This window comes from Streptomyces halobius (assembly GCF_023277745.1).
In the GTDB taxonomy this organism is placed as follows: domain Bacteria; phylum Actinomycetota; class Actinomycetes; order Streptomycetales; family Streptomycetaceae; genus Streptomyces; species Streptomyces halobius.
On record NZ_CP086322.1, the window covers coordinates 4,958,725 to 4,982,216 of the forward strand.

Here is a 23,492-nt window from a genome sequence, read left to right on the forward strand (position 1 = left end):
AGGATCCGTTGGGTGGGGTGAGAGTTCCCAGAGAGAGCCCCAGCAAGCAGTCGGCAGAGACGAGGAAGACACCCGTGAGCGACGTCCGCAACGTGATCATCATCGGCTCCGGGCCCGCGGGTTATACCGCAGCGCTCTACACCGCCCGCGCGTCCCTGAAGCCGCTGGTCTTCGAAGGTGCCGTCACCGCCGGCGGTGCGCTGATGAACACCACCGACGTGGAGAACTTTCCCGGCTTCCGTGACGGCATCATGGGCCCGGATCTGATGGACAATATGCGCGCCCAGGCCGAGCGCTTCGGTGCCGAGCTGGTGCCGGACGACGTCGCCTCGGTCGACCTCTCCGAAGAGATCAAGACCGTCACCGACAGCGCGGGCACGGTGCACCGTGCGAAGACCGTGATCGTCAGCACGGGCTCTCAGCACCGCAAGCTCGGCCTGCCCCGCGAGGACGAGCTGTCCGGCCGTGGCGTCTCCTGGTGCGCCACCTGTGACGGGTTCTTCTTCAAGGACCAGGACATCGCCGTCGTCGGCGGTGGCGACACCGCGATGGAGGAGGCCACCTTCCTCTCGCGCTTCGCCAAGTCGGTCACGGTGATCCACCGCCGCGGCGCTCTGCGGGCGAGCAAGGCGATGCAGGAGCGCGCGTTCGCCGACCCGAAGATCAACTTCATTTGGGACAGCGAGGTCGCCGAGATCCACGGCGAAAGCAAGCTCTCCGGTCTGACGCTGCGCAACATCAAGACCGGCGAGACCTCCGAGCTCCCGGTGACCGGCCTGTTCATCGCGATCGGCCACGACCCGCGGACCGAGCTGTTCAAGGGCCAGCTGAAGCTGGACGACGACGGTTACCTCCAGGTCGAGGCACCCAGCACTCGTACAAACCTGGCGGGCGTCTTCGCCGCCGGAGACGTCGTCGACCACACCTACCGCCAGGCGATCACCGCGGCCGGCACCGGCTGCTCCGCCGCCCTCGACGCCGAGCGGTTCCTCGCGGCGCTGGCGGACGGCGAGGCCGTCGCCGAGCCGGAGAAGACCCCTTCCGCCTGACCCTCGTACCCCCACAGCCTTCCCACCACCCACCCAGTAAGGAGATTGCCATGGCCGGCGCCACGGTGACCGTGACGGACGACAATTTCGAGGAGGTCGTCCTCAAGAACGACAAGCCCGTCCTCGTGGACTTCTGGGCGACCTGGTGCGGCCCGTGCCGTCAGATCGCCCCGGCGCTGGAGGCGATTGCCGCCGACCACGACGAGATCGTCATCGCCAAGCTGAACACCGACGAAAACCCGGCGACCACCGCCAAGTACGGCGTGATGTCGATCCCGACGATGAACGTCTACAAGGGCGGCGAGGTCGTGAAGACCATCGTCGGCGCCAAGCCGAAGGCCGCGATCGAGCGCGACCTGGCGGACTTCCTCGCCTGAGTCACGCCGTCGTCGTTTCACGTGAAACGGGCCCGCCCCCATCAAGGGAGCGGGCCCGTTCTCCGTTTCACGTGAAACATGGCTGCCGTGAAACGGACCGACTTACAGCGGCCGCAGAGCCGGCTCCTTCTGTACGGCGCCCAGCAGCCGGTCAAGAGCCAGCTCCACATCTTCCTTCCACGAGATCGTGGCCCGCAGCTCCAGCCGCAGCCGCGGAAAGCGCGGGTGCGGGCGTACGGTCTTGAAGCCCACTGCGAGGAGATGGTCGGCGGGCAGGACACATGCCGGTTCGGTCCAGTGGGCATCGCCGAATGCCTCGATGGCCTTGAAGCCGCGCTGGATAAGATCCTTGGCGACGGTCTGCACCATGACCCGCCCCAACCCCTGCCCCTGATAGCCGGGCGTCAGCCATGCCGTCAGCAGCTGCACCGCGTCCGGCGACACCGGGCTGGTGGGAAAGGCCGTGGACCGCGGCACATAGGCCGGCGGGGCATACATCACGAACCCGACCGGCACATCGTCGACATAGACAACGCGCCCGCAGGATCCCCACTCCAGCAGTACCGCCGAGATCCAGGCTTCCTTCTCCAGCTCGGGCCGGCCCGCCTTTACCGCGGCTTCACCGCTGACGGGGTCGAGTTCCCAGAAGACGCAGGAACGGCAGCGCTTGGGGAGATCCGGAAGGTTGTCCAGCGTGAGCGGTACGAGTTGACGGCCCATGAAGCCAGGTCCTCACTTCCCTCGCCCGCCGCACCACGGAGCGCCGTCAGCGCCGCCCGTTCCTTGAGCAGACCACCGACAAACCCTCCGACGGCCGCGAGGCTGAACCCCGCCGCCATGAGTCCGGTGCGGCTCACTGATCGCATGGCCTCTCCTCGATATGAGGTGTCTCTGCGTGATGCGCCATACCTGATCGCATCGTATCCACCCTTTACGGGCACGGGTAGCGCCAGCGAGCAAAGGGCGGACCGTGTTCCGGTAGGACTCCGGAACACGGCCCGCCACCGAGCCGAAACATCAGCTCATTCCTCGTTCTGGTTCTCCTCGGCCAGCGACTTCCCCAGAACGCGTCCTTCACCGGGGGCGAGCGTGCCCAGGATGCGCTCCAGATCTTCTATCGAAGCGAACTCGACGACGATCTTTCCCTTCTTCTGACCGAGATCGACCTTCACCCGGGTCTCGAAGCGGTCGGACAGCCGGGTAGCGAGACCGGTGAGCGCGGGGGACACCCGGGTGCCCGCACGGGGACCCTTCGCCTTGCTCGTGCTCTTGGGAGTCGAGCCCATCAGCTTCACGATCTCCTCGACCGTGCGCACCGACAGCCCCTCCGCCACGATGCGGCGTGCCAGGTGGTCCTGCTCCTCCGAGTCCTCCACGGAGAGCAGAGCACGGGCGTGTCCCGCGGAGAGCACTCCCGCCGCGAGCCGGTTCTGCACGGACGGCGAGAGATTCAACAGCCGCAGCGTATTGGAGACCTGCGGACGCGATCGCCCGATCCGGTCGGCCAGCTCGTCATGCGTGCAATTGAAGTCCTTCAGCAACTGGTCGTAGGCGGCTGCCTCTTCCAGCGGGTTGAGCTGAGCCCGGTGCAGATTCTCCAGCAGCGCGTCCAGCAGCAGCTTGTCGTCGTCGGTGGCCCGGACGATGGCGGGAATCTTCTCCAGCCCGGCCTCACGGCACGCCCGCCAGCGGCGCTCGCCCATGATGAGCTCATAGGTGTCCGGCGCCGTCTGACGTACCACCACCGGCTGGAGCAGGCCCACCTCCCGGATGGAGGTGACCAGCTCGGCCAGGGCGTCCTCGTCGAAGACCTCACGGGGCTGCCGCGGGTTGGGCTTGATCGCGGCCAGCGGCACCTCGGCGAAGTGCGCACCCGCGACGTCCGATACGGCCGCCGCCGGTGTCTCCGGCTTGGCCGGCGGTTCCGTTTCACGTGAAACATCGTGCGCCGACAGCCCGGCGACCTTGGCCGCCGCCACTCCTCGTTCCGGGGCCAATACCGGTACGGCCGACGGTGACGTCGCTCCCCGACCCACCGCGCTGCCGGCCTGGTCCGTGCTCTGCGGTGCCGCAGGGATCAGCGCACCGAGCCCACGGCCCAGCCCTCTACGTCGTTCACTCACTGAGTCCCCTCCGACATGCTGTGCTGTGCTTCGTAGGTGATGTCCAGGCCCTGGCCCGCGGTCTGGGGCGCCCCCCGCAACGCGATCTCTCTGGCGGCTTCGAGGTAGGAGAGCGAACCGCTGGATCCCGGGTCATAGGTGAGCACTGTCTGGCCGTAGCTGGGCGCCTCGGAGATACGCACCGAGCGGGGGATGCTCGTACGGAGCACTTCGCCACCGAAATGATTGCGCACCTCTTCGGCGACCTGGGAAGCCAGTCGGGTACGGCCGTCGTACATGGTGAGCAGAATCGTCGAGACATGGAGCTTGGGGTTGAGATGTCCCCGCACCAGGTCGACGTTCCTGAGCAGTTGCCCCAGGCCCTCAAGGGCGTAGTACTCACACTGGATCGGGATCAGCACCTCCGCGCCGGCGACCAGAGCGTTGACGGTCAGCAGTCCGAGCGAGGGTGGGCAGTCGATGAAGATGTAGTCCAGCGGCTGTTCATACGCCTTGATGGCCCGGTCCAGCCGGCTCTCCCGTGCCACCAGCGAGACCAGCTCGATCTCGGCGCCGGCCAGGTCGATCGTGGCGGGCGCACAGAACAGCCCTTCCACATCCACCACCGGCTGCACCACGTCGGAGAGCGGCCTGCTCTCCACCAGCACGTCATAGATCGACGGCACTTCGGCATGATGGTCGATCCCCAGCGCCGTCGAGGCATTGCCCTGAGGGTCGAGATCGATCACAAGAACCCGTGCTCCGTGCAGGGCGAGTGAGGCTGCCAGATTCACCGTGGTCGTGGTCTTGCCGACCCCGCCCTTCTGGTTGGCAACCACCATGACCCGGGTCTGTTCGGGCCGAGGCAGCCCCTCACCCGCGCGGCCAAGTGCCTCCACCGCAAGCTGAGCTGCACGACCGATCGGGGTCTCGTCCATCGGGGGCGGCGTTTCACGTGAAACGTCGTCCCCGAACGACTGGCTACGGGGACCGGGGACCGGATCGGTCATCGGTCCCGCGATGTTGGCGTCGGACCGCAAGGATTCACTCTCCTCGACATCAGGCTCGCGATGTGCAGAGCCTGCCATGCTTTCGGTGCCGTGAACCAGTGAGGCCCGTTCTCCTGTGGATGAATCCACATCTGTGGATACTTTCCTGACCCTTGTGGGTCTACGGTCGCGCGGCGCGGCAGCCGCGCGACCACGGTCGATAATCCCTTGCAGCAGAGAACGACGTTTCACGTGAAACACGATGCCAGCGTCGCGCCCGATTAAGCCGCAACACTCCGTCTTATGGCGTTTTGAGGGCGCTTTTGAATTCGCCCTTTTTGTGAATGCGTCAGTGAGACACGCACCGCATCGGCGTCGTCCGACGCACCTCCGGCCTCAGGCGCCCTCAGCGCCGACGGCCCCTCGACCCCCGGCTGACGCGGGCGGCCTTCGCCCGCTTGGCCGCGAACCGCACGCCCCCCGGGCTCTCGCCCACCTCGACCCGCACCACCGTCGAGGGCGGATCCACGATGCCTTCGCCCACATGCACCACCGAGGTCTCCACCACGCCGAGCTTGCTCAGCGCCGCCCGAGCGGCCTTGAGCTCCTCCTCCGCGGTGTCGCCCTTGAGCGCCAGCATCTCGCCGTAGGGGCGCAGCAACGGAACCCCCCAGCCGGCCAGCCGGTCGAGCGGTGCGACGGCCCGCGCGGTCACCACATGCACCTGCGGAATCTTGCCCATGACCTCCTCGGCCCGCCCCCGCACGACCGTCACATGATCCAGCCCGAGCAGCTCGACGACTTCCTGAAGGAAATTGGTACGCCGCAGCAGCGGCTCCAGGAGCGTGATCTTCAGATCCGGACGCACCAGGGCCAGCGGAATGCCGGGCAGCCCGGCACCCGACCCCACATCGCAGACCGAGACGCCCCTCGGCACCACCTCGGAGAGCACCGCGCAGTTCAGCAGATGCCGCTCCCACAACCGCGGCACCTCGCGTGGGCCGATCAGGCCCCGCGTCACGCCCGCGTCGGCGAGCAGTTCGCCGTATCGCACGGCCTCCGGAAAGCGCTCACCGAATACCTCCTGTGCCGCTTTCGGCGCAGGAGGGAGCTCCGCTGCTGCCTCCGTCACGGGAACCGCCCTTCCTCTGGACTGCTTTTCCTGCCGGGAACCCGGGATGGGCCCGGAATAACACAGAACGCTGACAAGTTTTGGCCCCGCCTGCGGGCAGACGGGGCCAAAGACAACGGAAGCTCTGAGAGATCAGGCCGGGAGGACAACCACGCGGCGCTGCGGCTCCTCGCCCTCCGACTCGCTGCGCAGTCCCGCCTCGGCCACCGCGTCATGGACGACCTTGCGCTCGAACGGTGTCATCGGGTCGAGCTTCACCGGCTCACCGGTGCCCCTGGCCTCCTCGGCCGCCTTCGCGCCGATCTTGGCAAGCTCCTCACGCTTACGCGCCCGGAAGCCCGCGATGTCCAGCATCAGACGGCTGCGGTCACCGGTCTCGCGGTGCACGGCGAGCCGGGTCAGCTCCTGCAGCGCCTCCAGCACCTCACCGTCCCGGCCGACCAGCTTCTGCAGATCACGGCTGGTCGCGTCGCCGATGATCGACACGGCGGCGCGGTCGGCCTCGACGTCCATGTCGATGTCGCCGTCGAGGTCCGCGATGTCCAGCAGCCCCTCCAGGTAGTCGGCCGCGATCTCGCCTTCCTGCTCCAGGCGGGTCAGGGTGTCGGTGCCCTTGGTGGCAGGGTTCGTGTCCGTCACGAAAGGACTCCTTCTTACTTCTTGGACGGGTGCTTGGGGCGCTGCTGGCCCTTGCGCTGTCCGGACTTGGTGTTGCGGGATCCGGAGGCGGAGCCGCCCTTCGCGGGGGTGGCGCCGTTCGCCTTGCTGTCCTGCGGGGCCTTCTTCTCCAGCGACTGTTTCTGCGAAGCACCCTGCCCGGAGCCGGCCCGCGTACGAGCCTGCCCGCCGCCGGCCGCGGCCTGCCGCTTGGACTTCGGCTGACGCTTGGGCTGCTGGCGCTGCTGGCGCGCCTCCTCGGCGGCCTGCTTCGCCGCGACCTCGGCCGGGGCCTCCACCAGCTTGCCCTTGGCACGCAGCCGCTCCTGGCGCTCCGTGAAGGCCTTGCTGCCGGGAGTCGGGTTACGACGGATGACGAACATCTGCTGGCCCAGGGTCCACACGTTGGTGGTCAGCCAGTAGACGAGAACACCGACGGGGAAGTTGATGCCGAAGACGGCGAACATGACGGGGAAGACATACATCAGCATCTTCTGCTGCTGCATGAACGGCGTCTTCACCGTGAGGTCGACGTTCTTGGTCATCAGCTGGCGCTGCGTGTAGAACTGCGACGCCGACATCAGGACGATCATGATGACCGTGACAACGCGGACGTCGGTCAGGGAAGCACCGAGGTTCTCGATCTTCCCCGCGTCGTCCATGAACTTCGCGGCCAGCGGGGCACCGAAGATGTGCGCCTTGTTGGCACTGTCCAGCAGCGACTGGTTGATGACGCCGACGGTCTGGTTGTTCGCGATGTGGTTCAGGACCTGATACAGGGCGATGAAGAACGGCGACTGAGCCAGAATCGGGAGACAGCTCGACAGCGGGTTGGTGCCCGTCTCCTTGTAGAGCTTCATCATCTCTTCGGACTGGCGCTGCTTGTCGCTCTTGTAGCGCTCCTGGATCGCCTTCATCTTGGGCTGGAGCGCCTGCATGTTCCGCGTCGCCTTGATCTGCTTCACGAAGAGCGGGATCAGGCAGATACGGATCAGCACCACCAGCGAGACGATGGCCAGACCCCACGCCGCGCCACTGTTCTTGTCGAAGATCAGGCTGAAGAACGAGTGGAACTGGACGATGATCCAGGAAACAGCGATATAGAGAGGATTCAGGATCGTGTCCACGAATCAGGCTCCTTGGGCGTTGGGCTGAGTCTCGGGCGGGGCGACAGGCTCAGGGACGGTGGGCCCGCCCAGGCGGCTCCTCAGCCGCTGATGCCAAACCGGACGCTTCCGGGGTGGGACGTGGTCGACGCCACCGAGCGACCACGGATTGCATCGCAGGATGCGCCAGGCGGTCAGCGCGGTCCCTTTCACCGCGCCGTGCCGGTCGATGGCGGTATAGCCATAGTGCGAGCACGACGGGTAGTACTTGCAGACCGGGCCCAGCAGGGGGCTGATGGTCCACTGGTAGATCTTGATCAAGAGAAGCAGCGGGTACTTCACTGTGCGCTCCCTCCCGGGTCCCGTCCGGGGTTCCGGGGGCCCGCGGCGCAGCGGCCGCCGGTCACGGCCCCCGAGGAATCGCAGCCTTTCGGCACCCTTCCCAGCAGCCGTTGGAGTGCGGCATCCAGGTCACGGGCCAGCTGATCGTGATCCGCGGTGCCCGCGCCCGGCAGGGCCCGTACGACAACCAGGCTACCGGCGGGCAGCCGGTCCAGCCGGTCGCGCACCAGATGCCGCAGCCGCCGCCGCACCCTGTTACGGACGACGGCGACACCAACGGCCTTGCTCACGACGAAACCCGCACGCGCCGGGGGAACACATTCCCCCGCTGCGTGCGGGTCCGTTGCACCGCTACGAAAGTGGACGACGAGGAGCGGGCGTCCGGCCCTGCGTCCCCGGCGTACCGCGGCCGCAAAGTCCTCGCGCCGCCTCAGCCGATGCTCGGTAGGCAGCACGTCATGGACCTTGGGTCAGGCTGCTCAGGCCGACAGGCGGGCGCGACCCTTGCCACGACGGGACGCGAGGATGGCGCGGCCGGCGCGGGTCCGCATGCGCAGACGGAAGCCATGGGTCTTCGCGCGACGGCGGTTGTTCGGCTGGAAGGTGCGCTTGCTCACTCGGGGGCTCCAGGAATGCTTGGTGTCTCAAGCGAGACAGATGTGGGGCGTCGATTGGCTGTCACCGTGCGCCCACGAGTAGCTCGCAACGCCCGAGTGCACCGCTTCACGATCACCCAGAGCGCGATCTTTGCCCATCGGAGGCAGGCGGCAGCAGCCATCGACAACTCGACCTGGTCACGGTACGCGGGGCCGCCGCATCCGGTCAAACCGGCTCCTTGACAGCACGGGGGAGCCTTGCCAGGGCACACTATGCACAGGCTGTGGACAACGACTTGAATCCCCAGACCCGGCCTGACTACCGTGGCCGAACTCCGATTCCTTCCCGCCCGTCCTGAGAATCACACATTCGTGGGACTGCTGAGAGAGCGTGCCCTGTGGCTGATGTACCTGCCGATCTTGCCGCAGTGTGGCCGCGCGTACTCGACCATCTCCTCAGGGCCGAGGCCGACGGGCTCAAACCCAAGGACCAGGACTGGCTCAAGCGCACGCAGCCGCTGGCACTGGTCGCCGACACCGCGCTGCTTGCAGTCCCCAACGAATTCGCCAAGGGTGTGCTCGAAGGCCGTCTGGCGCCACTGATCGGCGAGGCCCTCAGCCATGAGTGCGGCCGCCCGGTCCGGATCGCGATCACCGTGGACGACTCCTCCGAGGAGCCTCCGGCTCCGTCCGGGCCGCCCGTCCCTCAGCAGCACCAGCAGGCACAGCACCAACCGTCGCATCAGTCTCAGCAGCAGCACGATGCGTACGACGGTTACGACAGCCGCCACGACGGCCGGCAGGGCTACGGACGCCAGGGCGACGAGCTGCCCAGCGTCCGGCCCGCCTACCCGGATTACCAGCAGCACCGGCCCGAGCCCGGAGCCTGGCCGCAGCACTCCGCCATGGGTCCCGGCCCGCGCGACGACTACGGCTGGCAACAGCAGCACCTCGGCGGCTTCCCCGAGCGCGATCCGTACGCCTCTCCGCCGCCCTCCCACGTATCGCAGCACCAGCAGGCGCAGAACGACTACCGCGCGCAACCCGCCGAGCGCTCCGGGCCGCCGCAGCACCCGGACGGCGCGCGCTCGCCCTACGACCAGTCGCGCCGCGAGCTCCCCGAGCACCAGCCGCCGGGGCGGTCCGGTCCCGGCCCCGCGCTGCCCGCGCCCAGCGGGGCGCCCGGCCCGCTCGCCGCGCAGCCCGCGCCGGCGCCGGGCCCCGGTGAGCCGACCGCGCGGCTGAATCCCAAATACCTCTTCGACACCTTCGTCATCGGTGCCTCGAACCGCTTCGCGCACGCCGCCGCGGTCGCCGTCGCCGAAGCGCCGGCCAAGGCGTACAACCCGCTGTTCATCTACGGCGAGTCCGGCCTCGGCAAGACCCACCTGCTGCACGCGATCGGGCACTACGCGCGGAGTCTGTACCCCGGCACCCGGGTGCGGTATGTGAGCTCGGAGGAGTTCACCAACGAATTCATCAACTCCATCCGCGACGGCAAGGCGGACGCGTTCCGCAAGCGCTACCGCGACATGGACATCCTGCTCGTCGACGACATCCAGTTCCTGGCGAGCAAGGAGTCGACGCAGGAGGAGTTCTTCCACACCTTCAACACGCTGCACAACGCGAACAAGCAGATCGTGCTGTCCAGCGACCGGCCGCCCAAGCAGCTGGTCACCCTGGAGGACCGGCTGCGCAACCGCTTCGAGTGGGGTCTGATCACGGATGTCCAGCCGCCCGAGCTGGAGACCCGGATCGCGATCCTCCGCAAGAAGGCGGTGCAGGAGCAGCTGAACGCGCCGCCCGAGGTCCTGGAATTCATCGCCTCCCGGATCTCCCGCAATATCCGCGAGCTGGAGGGCGCGCTGATCCGGGTCACGGCGTTCGCGTCGCTCAACCGGCAGCCGGTGGACCTGGGGCTCACCGAGATCGTGCTGAAGGACCTGATCCCGGGGGGCGAGGACGCCGCACCGGAGATCACCGCGACCGCGATCATGGCCGCGACCGCCGACTACTTCGGGCTGACCATCGACGACCTGTGCGGGTCCTCGCGCAGCCGGGTCCTGGTGACGGCCCGCCAGATCGCGATGTATCTGTGCCGGGAGCTGACCGACCTCTCGCTGCCGAAGATCGGCGCGCAGTTCGGCGGCCGGGACCATACGACCGTGATGCACGCCGACCGCAAGATCCGCGCGCTGATGGCCGAGCGGCGCTCCATCTACAACCAGGTCACCGAGCTCACCAACCGCATCAAGAACGGCTGACGGCAGGCCACCGCAGGCGCCCAGGGCGTTCCGGGACGTGCTCCCGGGGCGCCCTTCGCCGTAGGGATACCCCGCACGTCCCGCCCCTCCGCGCCGCTCCTGGACCGGGATCGCCCGCTCCCCGTCCCACTCCGCCGCCCTCCCCAAACCTGTGGACCGCACCGGCTCTGTTCGAATCCGTGGCCGGTTACGGCCTCTCTCCACAGATTGGGCAAGAATCTTCCGTCCACACCCTGGGGACTGGAAAGTTATCCCTGTGGGATCCACAGGCCGGTGTGCTGACGGGGCATCGGACGAGGTCAGCAGCGTGTGGATTTGTGGTCAACCGAAGTCCACAGGCTGTGGACGGAGGATTCGTCCACAGGAGGGCGTTTGTCTTGTCCACCGGCTGCCCACAGGAAAGGCTGCGTTGTCCCCAGCTTCTCCACACCTCTGTCCACTGTTCGGCAATGCGACACCCGTCCTCACCGCGCCGAGTGAAAGCGGTCACACCAAGGTGATGGGTTGGGCTGTGGGGAACGTGGGTAAAGCTGGGGACGGCACTGGGGAGAACTCCCCCTGCCCTGTGCATTGGGTGTGCAGAACTTTGGGCGGTCCACAGGGACCCCGGCTTATCCACGGCCGCCACCCACAGGACCGGTGGACAAAAAATCCGCGTTGACCTGCGAGAAAGCAGTTGTCCACGGTTTCCACAGGCCCTACTACTACGACCACAGATAGCTACCGGGGAACTCGTTTCGAAACGGGGCCTGTGCACAAGGTGGCCGGCCGGTGTCCGGCCTCGGCCGAGCCGACTTGACCCCGAGCCGCACCGACTGTCGGTGGCGTACGTCAGACTGGTCTCCGGCGAATCAGCCACGAGAAGGCCAGCAGGGCGAGAGCCAGCAACAGCAGGAGGCGGTTTCCGGTGAAGATCCGGGTGGAGCGCGATGTACTCGCGGAGGCGGTGGCCTGGGCGGCCAAGAGCCTCCCGGCCCGTCCGCCGGTGCCCGTCCTCGCGGGCCTGCTCCTGAAGGCGGAGGACGGCGCCCTGAGCCTTTCCGGCTTCGACTACGAGGTCTCGGCGCGGGTGTCGGTGGAGGCCGAGGTGGAGGAGGAGGGCACCGTCCTCGTCTCCGGCCGGCTGCTCGCCGACATCTGCCGTGCGCTCCCCAACCGCCCGGTGGAGATTTCCACCGACGGTGTACGGGTGACCGTCGTCTGCGGCTCCTCCCGGTTCACACTCCACACCCTGCCTGTGGAGGAGTACCCGTCGCTGCCGACGATGCCCACCGCCACCGGCACCGTCCCGGGTGAGGTCTTCGCCGCTGCCGCCGCCCAGGTCGCCATCGCCGCCGGCCGTGACGACACGCTCCCCGTGCTCACCGGCGTACGGATCGAGATCGAGGGCGACACCGTCACCCTGGCGTCCACCGACCGCTACCGCTTCGCGGTGCGCGAGTTCCTGTGGAAGCCGGAGAGCCCGGACGCCTCCGCGGTCGCGCTGGTCCCCGCCAAGACGCTGCTGGACACCGCGAAGTCGCTGAGCAGCGGCGACACGGTCACGCTGGCGCTGTCCGGCTCCGGCGCGGGCGAGGGGCTGATCGGTTTCGAGGGCGCCGGGCGGCGTACGACGACGCGTCTGCTGGAAGGCGACCTGCCGAAGTACCGCACGCTGTTCCCGACCGAGTTCAACTCGGTCGCCGTGATCGAGACCGCGCCGTTCGTCGAGGCGGTCAAGCGTGTGGCGCTGGTGGCCGAGCGGAACACGCCGGTCCGGCTGAGCTTCGAGCAGGGTGTGCTGATCCTGGAGGCCGGCTCCAGCGACGATGCACAGGCTGTGGAGAGGGTGGACGCGGATCTGGAGGGCGACGACATCTCGATCGCCTTCAACCCGGGCTTCCTGCTGGAGGGCCTGTCCGCCATCGACTCCCCGGTGGCGCAGCTGTCCTTCACCACTTCCACCAAGCCCGCGCTGCTGAGCGGCCGCCCGGCCAAGGACGCCGAGGCGGACGACGCGTACAAGTACCTGATCATGCCGGTGCGGCTGAGCGGCTGAGCGGCTGGGCTCCAAGCGGGGCCGCTGGGCCGGCCGGGAGCTCCCCCACTGCCCGGCCGGACCCGATGGCAACCGCCTGACCTGCGGTTTCGTCGCCCTCCTGATGAGCGCCCGAGTCCACAGGTGTGCACGCACCTGCGGGCGTAGGCTCGGTCTCGGGTACAGCAACGACTATGTGCAAAGAGGGTCTCTGATGGAGCTCGGTCTCGTCGGTCTCGGCAAGATGGGCGGCAACATGCGCGAGCGCATCCGCCGCGCAGGCCACACCGTCATCGGATACGACCGCAACCCGGAGCTGGCCGATGTGGACAGCCTCCAGGAGCTCGTGGAAAAGCTCAGGGGTCCGCGGGTCGTCTGGGTCATGGTGCCGGCCGGCGCCGCCACCCAGTCGACGGTCGACGAGCTGGCAGGGCTGCTCTCGCCCGGCGACGTCGTCGTGGACGGCGGCAACTCCCGCTGGACCGACGACGAGAAGCACGCCGAGGAGCTCAAGGCCAAGGGCGTCGGCTTTGTCGACTGTGGTGTCTCCGGCGGCGTCTGGGGCCTGGAGAACGGCTATGCGCTGATGTACGGCGGCGACAAGGACGACGTCGCCAAGGTGCAGCCGGTCTTCGACGCGCTCAAGCCCGAGGGGGAGTTCGGCTCGGTGCACGCGGGCAAGGTGGGCGCCGGCCACTTCGCGAAGATGGTCCACAACGGCATCGAGTACGCCATGATGCAGGCGTTCGCCGAGGGCTGGGAGCTGCTGGAGAAGGTCGACTCGGTCACCGACGTCCGCGAGATCTTCCGCTCCTGGCAGGAGGGCACGGTCATCCGCTCCTGGCTGCTCGACCTGGCCGTCAACGCGCTGGACGACGACGAGCACCTGGAGAAGCTGCGCGGTTACGCACAGGACAGCGGCGAGGGCCGGTGGACCGTGGAAGCCGCCATCGACAACGCCGTGCCGCTGCCCGCGATCACGGCCTCGCTCTTCGCCCGCTTCGCGTCCCGTCAGGACGACTCCCCGCAGATGAAGATGATCGCCGCGCTGCGCAACCAGTTCGGCGGCCACGCGGTCGAGAACAAGAAGTAGCGGCACGACGCCGCAGCAGGCGTCAACAGGCAAGCAGTACACCGTAGTTGAGCAGCCGGGGAGGTCGGCGTTCGGTCATGCACGTCACGCATCTGTCGCTCGCCGACTTCCGCTCGTACGCCCGGGTCGAGGTTCCGCTCGATCCGGGCGTGACGGCTTTCGTCGGGCCCAACGGGCAGGGCAAGACCAATCTCGTCGAGGCCGTCGGTTATCTCGCGACGCTCGGCAGCCACCGGGTCTCCTCGGATGCCCCGCTGGTACGGATGGGCGCCGAGCGGGCGGTCGTCCGGGCCGCGGTGGTCCAGGGCGAGCGGCAGCAGCTGGTGGAGCTGGAACTCAATCCGGGCAAGGCGAACCGCGCCAGGATCAACCGGTCGTCTCAGGTCAGGCCGCGCGATGTACTGGGGATCGTCCGGACGGTGCTGTTCGCGCCGGAGGATCTGGCGCTGGTCAAGGGCGATCCCGGTGAGCGCCGGCGGTTCCTGGACGAGCTGATCACCGCGCGTGCGCCGCGGATGGCCGGGGTGCGCTCCGATTACGACCGTGTCCTCAAGCAGCGGAACACCCTGTTGAAGACGGCGGCCCTGGCACGGCGACACGGTGGGCGCCAGATGGATCTGTCGACGCTCGACGTGTGGGATCAGCATCTGGCGCGCGCGGGTGCCGAGCTGCTGGCCCAGCGGCTCGATCTGATCGCCGCGCTGCAGCCGCTGGCGGACAAGGCGTACGAGCAGCTGGCACCGGGCGGCGGACCGCTGGCGCTGGAGTACCGCGGGTCGGCGGGCGGGGCGATGGCCGCGGCGTCGACGCGCGAGGAGCTGTACGGCGTGCTGCTGGCGGCGCTCGGGGAGGCCCGGAAGGGCGAGATCGAGCGCGGGGTGACGCTGGTCGGCCCGCATCGCGACGATCTGGTGCTGAAGCTGGGGCAGCTGCCGGCGAAGGGGTACGCCAGTCATGGCGAGTGCTGGTCGTATGCGCTGGCGCTGCGGCTGGCCTCGTACGACCTGTTGCGGTCCGAGAGTTACTCCGGGCCCGGAGGGCCCTCCACTGAGGGCGGTGGCGGGCGACGGGCGGGCGAACCGGTGCTGGTGCTCGACGACGTCTTCGCCGAGCTGGACACGCGGCGCCGGGAGCGGCTGGCGGAGCTGGTGGCGCCGGGTGAGCAGGTGCTGGTGACGGCGGCGGTGGCCGACGATGTGCCGGGAGTGCTGGCCGGGGTGCGGTACGCGGTCTCGGACGGCGCGGTGACGAAGGTATGAGCGTGACGAAGGCCCACCCGTGAGCGAGCGAAGCGAACTTCCGGAGAGCCCCGGAGAGGGCGCGTCCGGCCTGCCCCGACCTTCCCCGGAACTCTCCGGTGTGGATCTCGCCCGTCAGGCGCTGGTGGCCGCCAAGGAGCAGGCGCGTGCGCGGGGCGCGGCCGCGCAGCAGAAGAAGCAGGCACGGCGCGGCGGGCTGCGCTCCGGCGCGCGGGCGGACGGCCGTGATCCGCTGCCTCTGGGGGCGGCGATCAACCGGCTGATCACGGAGCGCGGCTGGGAGACCCCGGCGGCGGTCGGCGGGGTGATGGGGCGCTGGCCGCAGCTGGTGGGTCCGGACGTGGCGCAGCACTGCGAGCCACAGAAGTACGACGAGGACGCCCGGGTGCTGACGGTGCAGTGCGACTCCACGGCCTGGGCGACCCAGCTGCGGCTGCTGGCGCCGCAGTTGGTGGCGCGGCTGAACCAGGACCTGGGGCAGGGCACCATCAAGCTGATCAAGGTGCTGGGGCCCGGTGGTCCGGGGCGGCGCTACGGCCCGCTGCGGGCGCCCGGCAGCAAGGGGCCGGGCGACACCTACGGGTGACCTGCGGCACTGCCGGAACGGGTGTGACGTATGAGACTCCGCTCATGGTAGCCGGCGGTTGACAGCCCGAAGCGCTGAGTGCCCGTGTGAGCGTCTTGGGGCCCCTTCTCGGATATGGGGAGTCGGCGGACGCCAGTTCAGGGCGGCACGTGACGACTCAGGTGCCTGCAAACCCCCATCAGTGTCGGCGCCACCGGTACACTGGTACGCAATCCCGCCCACTCGCGGAATATGTCGAACGACGCAGCCGCTCCCGCCTGCCTCATGGGATGACCCGCGCAGGCGCGGAAGGGCTTGTGCTGTGCCAGAAAGGGCGCTTCGTGGCCGACTCCGGCGACCTCAACGAGATCAACAAGGCTTCTACTGAAGAGGGGGTTCCGGCCGGCGCCATGGGCGACTCCTTGGTGGAGCAGTTGTACGACGCCAGCGCGATCACCGTCCTCGAAGGCCTGGACGCGGTGCGCAAGCGTCCCGGCATGTACATCGGCTCGACAGGCGAACGCGGTCTGCACCACCTCGTGCAGGAAGTCGTCGACAACTCCGTCGACGAGGCGCTGGCAGGTCATGCCGACACCATTGATGTGACGATCCTGCCCGACGGCGGGGTCCGGGTGGTCGACAACGGCCGCGGTATCCCCGTCGACATCGTGCCGTCCGAGAACAAGCCGGCCGTCGAGGTCGTGCTGACGGTCCTGCACGCCGGCGGCAAGTTCGGCGGCGGCGGCTACGCGGTCTCCGGTGGTCTGCACGGTGTGGGTGTCTCCGTCGTGAACGCCCTGTCGACCCGGGTGGCCGTCGAGATCCGCCGGGACGGCTACCGCTGGACCCAGGAGTACAAGCAGGGCGTGCCGACCTCGCCGCTGGCCAAGCACGAGGCCACCGAGGACTCCGGCACCTCGGTCACCTTCTGGGCCGACAGCGAGATCTTCGAGACCACCACCTACAGCTTCGAGACGCTGTCCCGGCGCTTCCAGGAGATGGCGTTCCTCAACAAGGGGCTGACCATCGCGCTCACCGACGAGCGCCCGGACCACGTGGACGAGGACGGCAAGCCGCTCTCGGTGCGGTACTGCTACGAGGGCGGCATCGTCGACTTCGTGAAGTACCTCAACTCCCGCAAGGGGGAGCTGGTCCACCCGACGGTCGTCTCGGTGGAGGCCGAGGACAAGGAGCGGATGCTCTCCATCGACCTCGCGATGCAGTGGAACACCCAGTACAGCGAGGGTGTCTACAGCTTCGCGAACATCATCCACACCCACGAGGGCGGTACCCACGAAGAGGGCTTCCGTGCCGCGCTGACCGGCCTGATCAATCGTTATGCCCGTGACAAGAAGCTGCTGCGGGAGAAGGACGACAACCTCACGGGTGAGGACATCCGCGAGGGTCTGACGGCGATCATCTCGGTCAAGCTCGCCGAGCCGCAGTTCGAGGGCCAGACCAAGACCAAGCTGGGCAACACCGAGGTCAAGACCTTCGTCCAGAAGGTGGTCCACGAGCACCTCAACGACTGGCTGGACCGCAACCCCAACGAGGCCGCGGACATCATCCGCAAGGGCATCCAGGCGGCGACCGCCCGGGTGGCCGCCCGTAAGGCGCGTGATCTGACCCGTCGCAAGGGGCTGCTGGAGACCGCGTCGCTGCCCGGCAAGCTGAGCGACTGCCAGTCCAACGACCCGACGAAGTGCGAGATCTTCATCGTCGAGGGTGACTCCGCCGGCGGCTCGGCGAAGTCCGGCCGCAACCCGGAGTACCAGGCGATCCTGCCGATCCGAGGCAAGATCCTCAACGTCGAGAAGGCCCGGGTCGACAAGATCCTGCAGAACAACGAGGTCCAGGCGCTGATCTCGGCGTTCGGCACGGGGGTGCACGAGGACTTCGACATCGAGAAGCTCCGCTACCACAAGATCATTCTTATGGCGGACGCCGATGTCGACGGCCAGCACATCAACACCCTGCTGCTGACCTTCCTGTTCCGCTTCATGCGGCCGCTGGTCGAAGCAGGCCATGTCTTCCTCTCCCGCCCGCCGCTCTACAAGATCAAGTGGGGCCGGGACGACTTCGAATACGCCTACTCCGACCCGGAGCGGGACCACATGATCGAGCTCGGCAAGCAGAACGGCAAGCGCATCAAGGACGACTCGGTGCAGCGGTTCAAGGGTCTCGGTGAGATGAACGCCGAGGAGCTGCGCGTGACGACCATGGACACCGACCACCGGGTGCTCGGCCAGGTCTCCCTGGACGACGCGGCCCGTGCCGACGACCTGTTCTCGGTGCTCATGGGTGAGGACGTCGAGGCACGCCGCTCCTTCATCCAGCGCAACGCCAAGGACGTCCGCTTTCTCGACATCTGAGCCCTGTCGGCCCTCACCACAGCCGCGGCTCGAAAGGACTTTGAACAGCAATGGCCGACGAGAACCCCCCTGTGACCCCGGACGGTGTGACCGCCGAGGGCGCGCCCGCCGCCATCGAAGGCGTCGGAATGCGCGTCGAGCCCGTCGGGCTCGAAACGGAGATGCAGCGCTCCTACCTCGACTACGCGATGTCCGTCATCGTCTCGCGTGCGCTGCCGGACATCCGGGACGGCCTCAAGCCCGTCCACCGCCGCGTCCTGTACGCGATGTACGACGGCGGGTACCGCCCCGAGAAGGGGTTCTACAAGTGCGCCCGCGTCGTCGGTGACGTCATGGGTACGTACCACCCGCACGGCGACTCCTCGATCTATGACGCGCTGGTGCGTCTGGCGCAGTCGTGGTCGATGCGGATGCCGCTGGTGGACTCCAACGGCAACTTCGGCTCCCCGGGCAACGACCCGGCCGCGGCCATGCGGTACACCGAGTGCAAGATGGCGCCGCTGTCGATGGAGATGCTCCGGGACATCGACGAGGAGACCGTCGACTTCCAGGACAACTACGACGGCCGTAACCAGGAGCCGACGGTCCTGCCGTCCCGCTTCCCCAATCTGCTGATCAACGGCTCGGCCGGGATCGCGGTCGGTATGGCCACCAACATCCCGCCGCACAACCTGCGCGAGGTCGCGGCCGGCGCCCAGTGGGCGCTGGAGCACCCGGAAGCCTCCAACGAGGAGCTGCTGGACGCGCTGATCGAGCGGATCAAGGGCCCCGACTTCCCCACCGGCGCGCTGGTGGTGGGCCGCAAGGGCATCGAGGAGGCGTACCGCACCGGCCGCGGTTCGATCACCATGCGTGCGGTGGTCGAGGTCGAGGAGATCCAGGGCCGCCAGTGCCTGGTGGTCACCGAGCTGCCGTACCAGGTCAACCCGGACAACCTCGCGCAGAAGATCGCCGACCTGGTGAAGGACGGCAGGATCGGCGGCATCGCGGACGTCCGCGACGAGACGTCCTCGCGGACGGGCCAGCGTCTGGTCATCGTGCTCAAGCGGGACGCGGTCGCCAAGGTCGTCCTCAACAACCTCTACAAGCACACCGATCTGCAGACCAACTTCGGCGCGAACATGCTCGCCCTGGTGGACGGTGTGCCGCGCACCCTCTCCCTGGACGCGTTCATCCGCAACTGGGTCAGCCACCAGGTCGAGGTCATCGTCCGCCGGACGAAGTTCCGGCTGCGCAAGGCCGAGGAGCGGGCACACATCCTGCGCGGTCTGCTCAAGGCGCTGGACGCGATCGACGAGGTCATCGCGCTGATCCGACGCAGTGACACGGTCGAGGTGGCGCGTGAGGGCCTGATGGGCCTGCTGACGATCGACGAGATCCAGGCGAACGCGATCCTGGAGATGCAGCTGCGCCGGCTGGCCGCCCTGGAGCGCCAGAAGATCACCGCCGAGCACGACGAGCTGCAGCGCAAGATCAACGAGTACAACGCGATCCTGGCCTCGCCGGAGCGGCAGCGGCAGATCATCAGCGAGGAACTGACCGCGATCGTCGAGAAGTTCGGCGACGACCGGCGCAGCAAGCTGGTGCCCTTCGAGGGCGACATGTCCATCGAGGACCTGATCGCCGAGGAGGACATCGTCGTCACGATCACCCGTGGCGGCTATGTGAAGCGGACGAAGACCGACGACTACCGCTCGCAGAAGCGCGGCGGCAAGGGCGTCCGCGGCACGAAGCTGAAGGAAGACGACATCGTCGACCACTTCTTCGTCTCGACCACGCACCATTGGCTGCTGTTCTTCACGAACAAGGGCCGTGTCTACCGCGCGAAGGCGTACGAGCTGCCCGACGCGGGCCGCGATGCGCGGGGGCAGCATGTGGCCAACCTCCTCGCCTTCCAGCCGGACGAGCAGATCGCGCAGATCCTGGCGATCCGGGACTACGAGGCCATGCCGTATCTGGTGCTCTCCACCAAGGGCGGTCTGGTGAAGAAGACGCCGCTGAAGGATTACGACTCGCCGCGCTCCGGCGGTGTGATCGCGATCAACCTGCGGGAGCAGGAGGACGGCACGGACGACGAGCTGATCGGTGCCGAGCTGGTGTCGGAGACCGACGATCTGCTGCTGATCAGCAAGAAGGCGCAGTCGATCCGCTTCACCGCGACGGACGAGGCGCTGCGGCCGATGGGCCGGGCGACCTCCGGTGTGAAGGGGATGAGCTTCCGCGAGGGCGATGAGCTGCTGTCGATGAACGTGGTGCGCGCGGGGACGTTCGTGTTCACCGCCACCGACGGGGGTTACGCCAAGCGGACCTCGGTCGACGACTACCGGGTCCAGGGCCGCGGTGGTCTGGGAATCAAGGCCGCCAAGATCGTGGAGGACCGTGGTTCGCTGGTCGGCGCGCTGGTGGTCGAGGAGACCGACGAGATCCTGGCGATCACGCTGAGCGGTGGCGTGATCCGTACGCGGGTCAACGAGGTACGGGAGACCGGCCGTGACACCATGGGCGTCCAACTGATCAACCTGGGCAAGCGGGATGCCGTGGTCGGCATCGCACGGAACGCCGAGGCCGGTCGTGAGGCCGAAGAGGTGGACGGGGTCGAGGGGCCCGACGAGACTGATGCGGCCGAGGGGATCGAGCCCGCGGCGGATTAGCACAAGGAGTAGGTCGTGAGTGGAGCCACGGGCGCTGCGGCGGGTGGACCGGGAGACAGGAAGCGTCCCCCGTCCGGACCCGCGACCGTGACAGATGTCAGCGCCCGTGGTTTCGCCGCGTCCGACGGCCCCCGGGACGAGGGCTCCTACGAGGGGGGAACCGTGACCGATACGCGGCAGCCGCAGCCCCAGCCGTGGGCACAGGGCGGCCAGGGGCAGCCACCGGGCGGGCATCAGCCGTACCAGCCGCCCCAGGCGTACCCCACGCAGTCGGTGCGCAAGCCGCGTACGGGGGCCCGTACGGCACCACGGACGCGCAAGGCCCGGCTGCGGGTGGCCCGTGCCGATCCGTGGTCGGTGATGAAGGTCAGCTTTCTGCTCTCCATCGCCCTGGGTGTCTGCACGATCGTGGCGGTTGCGGTGCTGTGGATGGTGATGAACGCGATGGGCGTGTTCTCCACGGTCGGCGGGACGATCAGCGAGGCGACCGGCTCCGGCGACGGCGGCGGCTTCGATCTGCAGTCGTTCCTCTCGCTGCCGCGGGTGCTGCTGTTCACCTCGATCATCTCGATCATCGATGTGGTGCTGGCGACGGCGCTGGCGACGCTCGGGGCCGTGATCTACAACCTGTCGGCGGGCTTCGTCGGCGGGGTGGAGCTGACCCTCGCGGAGGATGAGTGAGCCCCTGGTGGGAGGGGGGTCCGGGGGCCCCCGGAACCGATTTTGGGAACGCCTCTGAAGTGCGCTAATCTTTCGGTGCAGCGAACGCGCGGCTATAGCTCAGACGGTTAGAGCGCTTCCCTGATAAGGAAGAGGCCCCAGGTTCAAGTCCTGGTAGCCGCACCGCACGCATCGGCCCGGCCGGAGACTTCTCCGGCCGGGCCGATGCGTTGTACGGGGAGGGAAGTCGGTGCGCGGGTCAGGTCGTTGCTGAGTTCGGCCTAGATAACCGATCGGTATCGGCCGGTGTGTATCATCGGCCGACATAGGTCCCCTACGTCAACGAAAGACGAGGTCGCGCGGTGAAGAAGCTTCTCCTGGTCGCACTGGCCGCCATCGGCGGGCTCCTCGTGTACCGCCAGATCCAGGCGGATCGCGCCGAGCAGGATCTGTGGACGGAGGCGACCGACTCCGTGCCCGCAGGTTCGGGTGTGTGAGACCAAACGCACAGCATTCCGTACGGACCCCGGCTGCCTCCCAGGTGGCCGGGGTTCCGTGCGTCCGGGGGGTCCCTTGTGTTTGCTATCGCACATTATTTAGTTGCAATAGCAATGTTGTTGTTCTTGTTGTTGCTGCTGCGGCGGCGGTTTCTGTGTGGCGTGGCTTATCGGCAAGCGCACGCCCCTGGTAACGGGGCGGTGTGACGACGCTCCTGACGCCGCGTCGCTCGCCCGGCAGCCACAGCACGCGGGTCGACTGTCCGTGGACGGCTACCGTTTCAAAGCCCGCAGAAGCAGCAAGCGGGCGAGGGGAATTCGGATCCGATGAGGGGGTCGTGGTGACGGGGCGCACGACGAACAGAGGGCTTGCCGCGCTGGCGGCGCTCGCGCTGGTGACCTTGATGCCGGGGACGGTCGGCGTGGCCTCGGCCGGCACCATCCCCGGCTACCTGCCGGCGGACGGCGCGACGACGATAGAGGGCGCCTCCAGTGCGATGGACCCGCCACGGCTCAAGCCCGGGATGTACCGCGACAGCATCAAGCGCGGTGAGCGGAAGTTCTACGCCGTCTCCCTGGACGCCAGGACCAGCGCCTACTTCTCGGCGGTCGCCGCGCCCGCGCCGGACACCAAGGTCGGGAAATACGGCGACCGGCTGAAGATCAGTCTCCAGGACAGCAACGGCAACACCTGCGGCTCGCAGGCAGCGCCGTCCTTCCACAGCGGGGGCACCGCGTACCCCATCGCCGACTACGCCGCCCGCGTCATCGGCGGCAACGGCTCGTACTGCCAGAAGGCCGGGGTGTACCACCTCGTGATCAGCCGCGAGGGCCCGGCGGCCTCGGGGCCCGAAAGCTGGCCGATCGAGCTGGGCTATGTCGAGGAGCCGCCGCTCAAGGGCAGGGCTCCCGCCCAGCCGGCCGCGGGCAGCTGGAGCACCGTGACGCCGGAACCGCGTACGGATCCCACCAAGCGCAGCGCCGAGGGAGGCACCGGCTTCAACGACGCGGGCATGGTCTCCACCGGGGTCTGGAAGGACCGGATCACCCCGGGCGAGACCCGCTTCTACCGCGTACCGGTGGACTGGGGACAGCGGCTCAACCTGAGCGCGGAGCTGCCGAACGCGTCGCCCGGAGCCACCGGCTATGTCTTCCACGCGCTCGGGCTGGGCGTCTACAACCCGGCGCGCGGCGCGGTCAGCGACAACAACTTCGTCTCGTACACGGGAAAGGCCGCCGTTGCCAAGGAGTTCACTGCTCCCGTCCACTACGGCAACCGCTTCAACGTGACCCAAGAGGTCAGTGCGATGCGGTTCGCGGGCTGGTACTACCTCGACGTCACGCTGAACGCCGATGCCGCGAAGTTCTTCCCCGAAGGCACGGAGTTCACGCTCCGGGTCGATGTGCGTGGCGACGCCAAGGCCGGGCCCGGCTATGCCGAGCCGACCAGCGTCTTCTCCGTGACGTCCGAGGACCGGGAGGTGGCGCGGAAGGGCCGGACCGCACAGGAGGCGGCGACGAGCGGCACCCTGACGACGGTGGGCTACGCCGGGATCGGCGCGGGTGTGGTGCTGCTGGCCGGTCTGGGGGCGTGGACGGTGGTCGCGCGGCGCAAGGCCGGGGCTTCAGGGGCCGCCGGGCCGGATTACGTCCTCCCGCAGGGGCAGCGGCCGGCGTCCCGGGGTTCTCAGCCCACCCTGCCGCCCCAACAGGACCAGCAGCCGCCGTTCAGGCCGCCACAGGGCCGGTAGCGGGCGGGGCGGC

20 protein-coding genes, 1 tRNA gene and 1 pseudogene are annotated in these 23,492 nt (G+C 68.1%); 13 read left to right on the top strand and 9 right to left on the bottom strand.

All coding sequences use genetic code 11. The features are described 5' to 3' along the window. The first annotated feature begins 74 nt into the window (after positions 1-74). On the top strand, positions 75-1,049 hold the full coding sequence (gene trxB / locus K9S39_RS22500; protein ID WP_248865149.1) for a thioredoxin-disulfide reductase: 975 nt from the start codon (positions 75-77) through the stop codon (positions 1,047-1,049). A gap of 50 nt (positions 1,050-1,099) precedes the next feature. Then, positions 1,100-1,426 carry a thioredoxin gene (gene trxA / locus K9S39_RS22505; protein WP_248865150.1) on the top strand — a complete coding sequence of 109 codons (327 nt, stop codon included), beginning with the start codon at positions 1,100-1,102 and terminating at the stop codon, positions 1,424-1,426. A gap of 102 nt (positions 1,427-1,528) precedes the next feature. On the opposite strand, the gene K9S39_RS22510 is transcribed toward trxA, so the two are convergent. From K9S39_RS22510 to rpmH, 9 genes and pseudogenes are all read right to left on the bottom strand, one after another. Continuing rightward, a complete protein-coding gene (locus tag K9S39_RS22510; RefSeq protein WP_248865151.1) occupies positions 1,529-2,146 on the bottom strand; it encodes a GNAT family N-acetyltransferase in 618 nt (205 codons plus the stop codon). Positions 2,147-2,448: 302 nt separating this feature from the next. Further along, positions 2,449-3,549, bottom strand: coding sequence for a ParB/RepB/Spo0J family partition protein (locus tag K9S39_RS22515; RefSeq protein ID WP_248865152.1), 1,101 nt, complete (start codon positions 3,547-3,549; stop codon positions 2,449-2,451). After that, positions 3,546-4,616: an AAA family ATPase gene (locus K9S39_RS22520; protein ID WP_283113532.1), complete on the bottom strand. Its 1,071-nt coding sequence runs from the start codon at positions 4,614-4,616 to the stop codon at positions 3,546-3,548. Before K9S39_RS22520 ends, K9S39_RS22515 begins: the two co-directional genes overlap by 4 nt. A 307-nt stretch (positions 4,617-4,923) precedes the next feature. Beyond that, a complete protein-coding gene (gene rsmG / locus K9S39_RS22525; protein ID WP_248865153.1) occupies positions 4,924-5,649 on the bottom strand; it encodes a 16S rRNA (guanine(527)-N(7))-methyltransferase RsmG in 726 nt (241 codons plus the stop codon). Between the two features lie 132 nt (positions 5,650-5,781). Next, positions 5,782-6,288, bottom strand: coding sequence for a Jag family protein (locus K9S39_RS22530; RefSeq protein WP_248865154.1), 507 nt, complete (start codon positions 6,286-6,288; stop codon positions 5,782-5,784). A 14-nt stretch (positions 6,289-6,302) separates the two neighbouring features. Further along, on the bottom strand, positions 6,303-7,433 hold the full coding sequence (gene yidC, locus K9S39_RS22535; RefSeq protein ID WP_248865155.1) for a membrane protein insertase YidC: 1,131 nt from the start codon (positions 7,431-7,433) through the stop codon (positions 6,303-6,305). 3 nt (positions 7,434-7,436) lie between these two features. Continuing rightward, positions 7,437-7,754, bottom strand: coding sequence for a membrane protein insertion efficiency factor YidD (yidD, locus tag K9S39_RS22540; RefSeq protein ID WP_248865156.1), 318 nt, complete (start codon positions 7,752-7,754; stop codon positions 7,437-7,439). Positions 7,755-7,852: 98 nt separating this feature from the next. After that, a pseudogene (gene rnpA, locus K9S39_RS22545) lies at positions 7,853-8,209 on the bottom strand (ribonuclease P protein component); the annotation flags it as partial. Between the two features lie 24 nt (positions 8,210-8,233). After that, positions 8,234-8,371 (bottom strand): 50S ribosomal protein L34, encoded by a 138-nt coding sequence (rpmH, locus tag K9S39_RS22550; protein ID WP_003949374.1) that lies wholly within the window; start codon positions 8,369-8,371, stop codon positions 8,234-8,236. 377 nt (positions 8,372-8,748) lie between these two features. On the opposite strand from rpmH, the gene dnaA reads away from it, so the two are divergent. The 11 genes from dnaA (at position 8,749) to K9S39_RS22605 (ending at position 23,479) form a co-directional block, all read left to right on the top strand. Beyond that, entirely contained in the window at positions 8,749-10,614 is a 1,866-nt protein-coding gene (gene dnaA / locus K9S39_RS22555) for a chromosomal replication initiator protein DnaA (protein ID WP_283112649.1), read from the top strand. A 907-nt stretch (positions 10,615-11,521) separates the two neighbouring features. Further along, positions 11,522-12,652 carry a DNA polymerase III subunit beta gene (gene dnaN, locus K9S39_RS22560; protein ID WP_248865158.1) on the top strand — a complete coding sequence of 377 codons (1,131 nt, stop codon included), beginning with the start codon at positions 11,522-11,524 and terminating at the stop codon, positions 12,650-12,652. A gap of 193 nt (positions 12,653-12,845) precedes the next feature. Next, positions 12,846-13,724: a phosphogluconate dehydrogenase (NAD(+)-dependent, decarboxylating) gene (gnd, locus tag K9S39_RS22565; RefSeq protein ID WP_248865159.1), complete on the top strand. Its 879-nt coding sequence runs from the start codon at positions 12,846-12,848 to the stop codon at positions 13,722-13,724. Between the two features lie 77 nt (positions 13,725-13,801). Beyond that, the gene (gene recF / locus K9S39_RS22570) at positions 13,802-14,983 is read left to right on the top strand and encodes a DNA replication/repair protein RecF (RefSeq protein ID WP_248865160.1); all 1,182 of its coding nucleotides are present in this window, start codon (positions 13,802-13,804) and stop codon (positions 14,981-14,983) included. A gap of 19 nt (positions 14,984-15,002) precedes the next feature. Next, positions 15,003-15,569: a DUF721 domain-containing protein gene (locus tag K9S39_RS22575; protein ID WP_406707993.1), complete on the top strand. Its 567-nt coding sequence runs from the start codon at positions 15,003-15,005 to the stop codon at positions 15,567-15,569. Between the two features lie 269 nt (positions 15,570-15,838). Further along, complete coding sequence (gene gyrB, locus K9S39_RS22580) at positions 15,839-17,920, top strand: DNA topoisomerase (ATP-hydrolyzing) subunit B (protein ID WP_406707994.1); 2,082 nt, start codon at positions 15,839-15,841, stop codon at positions 17,918-17,920. A 50-nt stretch (positions 17,921-17,970) separates the two neighbouring features. After that, a complete protein-coding gene (gyrA, locus tag K9S39_RS22585; protein WP_248865161.1) occupies positions 17,971-20,571 on the top strand; it encodes a DNA gyrase subunit A in 2,601 nt (866 codons plus the stop codon). Between the two features lie 15 nt (positions 20,572-20,586). Beyond that, a complete protein-coding gene (locus K9S39_RS22590) occupies positions 20,587-21,252 on the top strand; it encodes a DUF3566 domain-containing protein (protein WP_248865162.1) in 666 nt (221 codons plus the stop codon). An 88-nt stretch (positions 21,253-21,340) separates the two neighbouring features. Further along, a tRNA-Ile gene (locus tag K9S39_RS22595) sits at positions 21,341-21,414 on the top strand. A 179-nt stretch (positions 21,415-21,593) separates the two neighbouring features. Beyond that, a complete protein-coding gene (locus K9S39_RS22600) occupies positions 21,594-21,728 on the top strand; it encodes a DLW-39 family protein (RefSeq protein WP_003958712.1) in 135 nt (44 codons plus the stop codon). Positions 21,729-22,069: 341 nt separating this feature from the next. After that, on the top strand, positions 22,070-23,479 hold the full coding sequence (locus K9S39_RS22605; RefSeq protein ID WP_248865163.1) for a hypothetical protein: 1,410 nt from the start codon (positions 22,070-22,072) through the stop codon (positions 23,477-23,479). The last annotated feature ends 13 nt before the right edge of the window (positions 23,480-23,492 follow it).

What these genes read in the sequence shown, in the direction of transcription:
- trxA (WP_248865150.1), top strand. Translation starts at nt 1,100, where the DNA reads ATGGCCGGCGCCACGGTGACCGTGACGGACGACAATTTCGAGGAGGTC.
- K9S39_RS22510 (WP_248865151.1), bottom strand. Translation starts at nt 2,146, where the DNA reads ATGGGCCGTCAACTCGTACCGCTCACGCTGGACAACCTTCCGGATCTC.
- K9S39_RS22520 (WP_283113532.1), bottom strand. Translation starts at nt 4,616, where the DNA reads ATGGCAGGCTCTGCACATCGCGAGCCTGATGTCGAGGAGAGTGAATCC.
- gnd (WP_248865159.1), top strand. Translation starts at nt 12,846, where the DNA reads ATGGAGCTCGGTCTCGTCGGTCTCGGCAAGATGGGCGGCAACATGCGC.
- recF (WP_248865160.1), top strand. Translation starts at nt 13,802, where the DNA reads ATGCACGTCACGCATCTGTCGCTCGCCGACTTCCGCTCGTACGCCCGG.
- gyrB (WP_406707994.1), top strand. Translation starts at nt 15,839, where the DNA reads ATGACCCGCGCAGGCGCGGAAGGGCTTGTGCTGTGCCAGAAAGGGCGC.
- gyrA (WP_248865161.1), top strand. Translation starts at nt 17,971, where the DNA reads ATGGCCGACGAGAACCCCCCTGTGACCCCGGACGGTGTGACCGCCGAG.